This is a genomic window from Pyramidobacter piscolens W5455 (assembly GCF_000177335.1).
In the GTDB taxonomy this organism is placed as follows: domain Bacteria; phylum Synergistota; class Synergistia; order Synergistales; family Dethiosulfovibrionaceae; genus Pyramidobacter; species Pyramidobacter piscolens.
This window is the reverse complement of sequence record NZ_ADFP01000001.1, coordinates 1-6112: the sequence shown is the minus strand read 5'-3', so window position 1 is coordinate 6112 and position 6112 is coordinate 1. Positions and strand designations below refer to the sequence as shown.

6 protein-coding genes, 2 tRNA genes and 1 riboswitch are annotated in these 6112 nt (G+C 61.3%); of the genes, 1 reads left to right on the top strand and 7 read right to left on the bottom strand.

Features of this window, described 5'->3' with window-relative positions; genetic code table 11:
* Positions 1-54: 54 nt before the first annotated feature.
* Positions 55-1578: an ABC transporter substrate-binding protein gene (locus HMPREF7215_RS00035; protein ID WP_198004522.1), complete on the bottom strand. Its 1524-nt coding sequence runs from the start codon at positions 1576-1578 to the stop codon at positions 55-57.
* A 171-nt stretch (positions 1579-1749) separates the two neighbouring features.
* On the opposite strand from HMPREF7215_RS00035, the gene HMPREF7215_RS00030 reads away from it, so the two are divergent.
* Complete coding sequence (locus HMPREF7215_RS00030; protein WP_009163489.1) at positions 1750-2601, top strand: LysR family transcriptional regulator; 852 nt, start codon at positions 1750-1752, stop codon at positions 2599-2601.
* 120 nt (positions 2602-2721) lie between these two features.
* On the opposite strand, the gene HMPREF7215_RS00025 is transcribed toward HMPREF7215_RS00030, so the two are convergent.
* The 6 genes from HMPREF7215_RS00025 to HMPREF7215_RS00005 form a co-directional block, all read right to left on the bottom strand.
* Positions 2722-3789, bottom strand: coding sequence for a D-alanine--D-alanine ligase family protein (locus HMPREF7215_RS00025; RefSeq protein ID WP_009163488.1), 1068 nt, complete (start codon positions 3787-3789; stop codon positions 2722-2724).
* Positions 3790-3851: 62 nt separating this feature from the next.
* On the bottom strand, positions 3852-3947 hold the full coding sequence (locus HMPREF7215_RS13995; RefSeq protein WP_367619438.1) for a rubredoxin-like domain-containing protein: 96 nt from the start codon (positions 3945-3947) through the stop codon (positions 3852-3854).
* Positions 3948-4147: 200 nt separating this feature from the next.
* The gene (gene thiM, locus HMPREF7215_RS00020; protein WP_009163487.1) at positions 4148-4957 is read right to left on the bottom strand and encodes a hydroxyethylthiazole kinase; all 810 of its coding nucleotides are present in this window, start codon (positions 4955-4957) and stop codon (positions 4148-4150) included.
* On the bottom strand, positions 4941-5471 hold the full coding sequence (gene thiW / locus HMPREF7215_RS00015) for an energy coupling factor transporter S component ThiW (RefSeq protein WP_009163486.1): 531 nt from the start codon (positions 5469-5471) through the stop codon (positions 4941-4943). Before thiW ends, thiM begins: the two co-directional genes overlap by 17 nt.
* 148 nt (positions 5472-5619) lie before the next feature.
* A riboswitch (TPP riboswitch) is annotated at positions 5620-5722 on the bottom strand.
* 105 nt (positions 5723-5827) lie between these two features.
* A tRNA-Lys gene (locus tag HMPREF7215_RS00010) sits at positions 5828-5903 on the bottom strand.
* 20 nt (positions 5904-5923) lie between these two features.
* Positions 5924-6008, bottom strand: a tRNA-Leu gene (locus tag HMPREF7215_RS00005).
* Positions 6009-6112: the final 104 nt, after the last annotated feature.

Genomic DNA, 6112 nt, shown 5'->3' with positions numbered 1-6112 from the left:
CGGCAGAGCGGGGCACCGCGAGGTCCCAGCCCTGCCGCCCGGCAGATCATGCTATTATTTCACGATCCTCAGATTCGCGTTCACGACGTTTTCGAACTGGCGGAAATGCGGGACGAACCCCTGCAAATTATTGCTTACGGCCGTGATCTGCGGACGCGGGCAAATATAGACGGCGGGAGATTTTTCGGCGATATGCAGCGACAGCTCTCTGGCGATCTTTCCGCGCTCTTCCCTGTCGCCGGCGGCGGCAAGCCGCGACAGCAGTTCGTCCACGCGATCGTCGCGATAGCGTCCGTAATTTGCGGCGCCGCTCGCGCCGTACTGTGTGTTCAGAAATCCGAGAATATTTCCGAACGTTCCCCAGCCCTCGATGGCGCCGTCCCAATCGCCGCTCTTGTAGGCGTCGGACATCAGGGAATAATCGCCGTGCCGGACCGACACGTTCACTCCCAGCCTCCGCCACTGTATCTGCACGGCCTCTCCCAGCGCCTTGTCGTTGCGGAAGCTGCGCACGGTCATGGCGAGCGCGGCGCCGTCCTTGCGCCGGTAGCCGTCGTCGCCCAGCAGCCACCCCGCCTCGTCGAGAAGCGCGGCGGCCTTTTTCGGATCGTAGGAATCGAAAAAGGCGTTTTTGATGTCGGCATAGGCGGGATTCGCTCCCAGCCAGGTCGTTACGGGTTCGCTCAGTCCTTCCATGCCCAGAAGGATCAGCTCGCGGCGGTCCAGTCCCCAGCTCAGCGCCCGGCGCACGCGCTCGTCGCGCAAAGCGTCCTTTTCGGCGTTGAGGTAGATCGTCATCGTCTGAGCTCCCGGTACCATGACGATATGAGAAGCCGCGTTTTCATCAAACTGTTTATAGGCGGTACGATCGATATCCATCACCACGTGATACTGACCGCTCAAAGCCGCCATGACCCGCGCGTCCGAATCCCCGATCTGTTCGTGGATCACGCGCTGGATCTCCGGCTTCGTTCCCCAGTAATTCTCGTTTTTTTCAAAAACCATGCGCCGCGACGGTTCGAAAGAGACGATCCGGTACATGCCGGTATAGTCCGCCGAGCTGACGCCATTGTACGTGTACGGCGCGGCCGTGTTGTGAATGACCAGCTGGGGATAGGAGAGGTTTTCGGCGATGTCCACGTTCGCGGCGTCCGTCACGACCCGGATCGTATCGCGCCCCGCGGCGGAAAACGTCATTCCCTTCAGATAGGGGTTGGCTTTCATGTCCAGCTCCTTCGAGCGCATCAAAGAAGCGACGACGGCCTCCGCCGTCACCGGAGTCCCGCTCCAGAAAACGGCCTCGGGACGCAGGCGGATCTCCCACGAATGTTCGTCCAGCTGAATCGCTTCCTTGGCGAGCGAAGGCCGGATAATCCCGTCGGCCCCCGCCTTGAAAAGAATCTCGGCCGCCCCCATGTTCAGGAGGTAATCCGCGGCGGGGTACACCGTCGGATCCACGCCGCAGGCGATCTCGCTGCCGGCGACGACCAGTTCGGACGCGACGGGAACGCCGCGGGGCGCCGCTTCGAGCCTCCCGACTGGCGACGTCAGCGCCAAAAGCGCAATCCCAAAAGACAAGAACCGTACGTATCCTTTCATTCGGTCAGAATCCTCTCTTCCTTGTTCATTTCGTCAAATTAGCTTAAGCTAACCAATATACCACGCAGTCTAGCACAACGGGAATAATTTACAAAGAGAATGATTTCGATTAAAATCATTCGATAAAGTAATTGGAAGGCGAGGACAGACATGAACACGGAGCAGCTCAAGACGTTTCTTTCTCTTGCGGAGACAAAAAATTTTTCGCGTTCCGCCGAGGCGCTGATCATTTCTCAGTCCACGGTGAGCAAACGGATCGGCGAGCTGGAAAAGGAGACGGGGCAGCCGCTGTTTCTGCGCGGGCGCGGCGGCGTCAGGCTGACCGGCGCGGGGCAGGCCCTTCGCGAATACGCCGAACAGATCGTGAATCTGGAAGAAAAAGCCCTGAGTCAGATGAACCGCACCGGCCAGTATTCAGGGTATCTCATCCTGGGGAGCGCGTACGCCTACTACGACATGCACCTTTGCAGCCGTCTCCGCGTCTTCGCGCAGCGTCATCCCGACGTCTCCGTGCGGGTAAAGTGCGGGCATACGGGCGCGCTCCTCAACGAGCTGAGGCGCGCGCTGCTCGACGTCGCCTTCACGCACCACCCGTTCCACAATCCCGATTACGTCTGCACATGCGTCGGCGAAGACGAACTCGTCCTCGTGACCGACGCGAAAAACACGGAACACTGCGGCGGCATTTCATACGCGAGCGTCAAGGAACTGCCGCTGATAGATTCCAACTTTCTTTACGGGACGACGCAGCGCCGCCTTTTCCCCCCTTCCTGCCAGTTCCAGCTGAGAATGGATATCGCCTCGTGCGCTGTGCCGCTGCTGAAAGGCGGCGGCTGGTACGCCATTTTGGCCAGAAAACACGTGGAGGCGCTGCTCCAGTCCGGCCGGCTGCGCGTCATTCCGATACGCGGCGAAGAGATCCCGCCCGTCCAGCACTATATGGTTTACCGAAAAGAAAGCGGGCAGCAGCCCGCCGTTCAAAAATTTATTTCCGCGCTCTGAACGGGAACATGCGTTTTGCGCCCGTCACGCCCTGCGGATAAAAAAACAGGGGAGTCATGGCCGATACCAGCGGTCAGCCGTGACTCCCCTGTTTTTTATACGTTCCGGATCGTTTTCTTCTCAGCAACGGCGCCACGTGACGGCGGCGCTTTCGATCAGTTTTTCGACCAGCTCGGGCAGCGGCACGCCGGCGGCTTCCCAGAGCTTGGGGTACATGCTGATGGCCGTAAAGCCGGGGATGGTGTTGATCTCGTTGAAGACGACGCGGTCCGTGTCTTTTTCGAGGAAAAAGTCGGCGCGCGAAAGGCCGCGGCAGTCCAGCGCGCGGAAGATTTTTTTCGCCATGGCGCGGATCTCTTCGCGCTTTCCCGGCGGAAGCGGCGGATCGACGACGGTGCGCGAGGCGCTGCTGCGGTACTTGGCGTCGTAATCGTAGAACTCCGCGCCGGCGAGGATCTCGCCCACGCCGCTGGCCTCGGCGTCCCAGCCGCCGAGGAGCGCGCATTCCAGTTCGCGGCCGACGATGGTCTCCTCGGCGATCACCTTGCAGTCCTGCGCGGCGGCCAGTTTCAGCGCTTCGACAAGCTGCGCGCGGCTTCCCGCCTTGGAGACGCCGCAGGACGAACCGGCATTGGACGGCTTGACGAAAACGGGATAGCTCAGCTCGGACTCGACGCGGCGCACGACGCCGCCCATGTCGTCCAGTTCCTCGCGCCGGAACGCCGCGTAGCGGGCCTGCGGGATACCGCAGCGCGCCAGAACGGCTTTGGTCGTCGCTTTGTCCATCGTCGCCGCCGACGAGAGCACGTCGCAGCCCACGTAGGGGATCTGCGCCAGTTCGGCGATGCCCTGCGGGCAGCCGTCTTCGCCGTAAAGGCCGTGCAGCACGGGAAAAAGCACGTCGACGCGCGCCAGCGAAAATTTTTCGCCGTCGCTGAGCAGAACGCTCTTCAGCGCCGCGTCGGGCAGCAGCGCCGCGCCCCGGCGGCCCCGCCGCCACTCGCCGGAAGCGATCTGATCGGTCGAATCGACGTGGAGCCAGCGCCCTTCCTTGGTGATGCCGATCAGCAGCAGATCGTACTTTTCCCTGTCGATATTGCGGGCCACCGTCGCGCCCGAAACGCAGGACACTTCGTGTTCCGACGACTGGCCGCCGAACAGCAGCGCCACTTTTTTCTTCGTTTCCATTTCGCACCTCGCCATAAATCGCGGACGCGTCTCACAACGTGTCCGCGTTCTTTTTCCCCAAACTACTCAATCCGCTCGAAGTCGGCCGCGCCGTGTTTGCAGAGCGGGCACACATAATCGGGCGGCAGTTTCTCCCCTTCGTACACGTAACCGCAGATCTTGCAGCGCCGGCCGTTCTTCCGTCCGGATCCTGCGCCGCAGAGCCCTTTTCCGCATCGAAATTCCGAAATTCCTCCGGCCCCCGCCGATACATTCGACGCGGTTCCCTCTGCTTGGACGGCGCTTATTTTTCTTTTCGATTATACCATGCGCGGACAACGGCTCGCCGCCGCGCTGTTGGGAAAGGGGCGAAAACGATTCAAAGTCCGGAACATTCCGCCCCAGCGGAGAACTGCGCTTCATTCAAGCTGTAAAGGCTGTCCACGAACAGCGCGCGGAAATACGCGGGGCCGCGGCGCGCCGATCGCGTTCCGGCAGCGGCCAGCTCGCCGCTCAATCCTACGACGGCGCAGACGGCGACGGCCGCCAGCGGGGAATTTTCGACCGCATAGGCGGCGCCAAGCAGCGACGACAGCACACAGCCCATGCCCGTGACGCGGGTCATCATCGCATCGCCGTTGCTCACGCGAAAGGTTTGGCGGCCGTCGGTCACCACATCGACGGCGCCGGAGGCGACGACTGCGCAGTCGTGCCGCCGCGCCAGCTGCGCCGCAATTTCGTGCGCAGACGCCGCGTCTTCCGAAGGCGCGTCGACGCCTGCCGCCGTTCCCGTATCTTCGAGCAGGGCGCGAATCTCCGCGCCGTTGCCGCGCACACAGGCCACGGGAAATTCTTTCAGCAGCGCGATGCAGCTGCGGCGGCGGAGCGACGAAGCGGAAACGCCGACCGGATCGACGACGATCGGATGCCCGCACGCAACGGCCTGCCGCGCCGCTTTTCCGATGGAATCCAGCTGCGCGATCGCTCCCAGGTTGATCACCAGCGCGTCGGCACGGAGCTGTACTTCTTCCACTTCATCGGGATGAGCGGCCATAAAGGGATGCGCGCCGGCGGCCAGCAGAGCGTTGGCGCAGTCGTTCACGGTCACCGGGTTGGTGATGCAGTGGACGAGAGGACGGCGGCGGGAAATTCTCTCCCACACCGCCCACAGTTCAGCGGGCGCCGTCATGCCGTCCTCCCCCCAAAAAACGCTCGACCCCGAGCAGCCCCAGTTTTTTCATGGCGACGGTGATCACGGCGCCGATCGCCGTTCCGCCGGCGGAGCTGATCAGAAACGGCACGACGAAAGTCAGCAGCGCGGCTTTGTCGTTGCCCAGCACAAAACGCGCCACAGGATAGGACAGCATCCCGCCGATCAGCCCCGTACCGATGATCTCTCCCAGCCAGGCCGCCGGAAGCCGCTGAATCACACGATACAGAACGCCGGCAAGCAACGCGCCGCACATGCTTCCGGGAAAGGCAAGCGGGGTGCCGGCGCCGATGAGGTTGCGGATCAGGCTGGCGACGAACGCCGCCGCCACATTCCACGCCGGCCCAAGAAAAACGGCGCCGAGAATGTTGGCCAGATGCTGCGCCGGCGCGCACTTGGCCCCGAACACGGGAAAAGAAATAAACGATCCCACGACGGCGAACGCGGCCAGAACGGCCGTAAACGCGATCTTTCTCTCTCGTAAATTGTTCATGCTTTCCTCCTTGAAAATGCGCTCCTGAAAAAGCTTTCCTCACTTTCTTGCCCATCTGTCTGTACAGCACCGACGCCGGCCCCACCGCCGGGGCAGAGATTTCCGGCAAACAAAAAGGCGGCACCCTTTCGGACACCGCCATTACGTTCGTTCGCGCATCTTACATCCCTCCGTTGGCATTATCCAATTCAGGTCCCGGGTCGAAGCTCAGCGCTTCCTCTCAGCCGTTTCCAGCTCCCCGCGTCAGATTATTCAATTGTAAAAACAGACAGCCGCTTCCGCCTGCCGCCGCCAAGCTCTTCATCGCCGGCGAACGATACAAAATAACCCGACTTGAAAAGTCGGGAGAAATACTCTGGTGGATCGTACAGGACTTGAACCTGTAACCCTCTGATTAAGAGTCAGATGCTCTGCCAGTTGAGCTAACGATCCATATTTGAAACTTATGAACTTGGTGCGAAGGAGGGGATTTGAACCCCTACGCCCGAAGGCACCAGATCCTAAGTCTGGCGCGTCTGCCAATTCCGCCACCCTCGCAACGCGCCTCGCACGACACGGGGAATTATAGCATCCCCGCGCCGGACGTGACAAGTGGATTTTCCGCCAGGAGCAAATGATCGCTTGAAGTCGAAATATTCAGC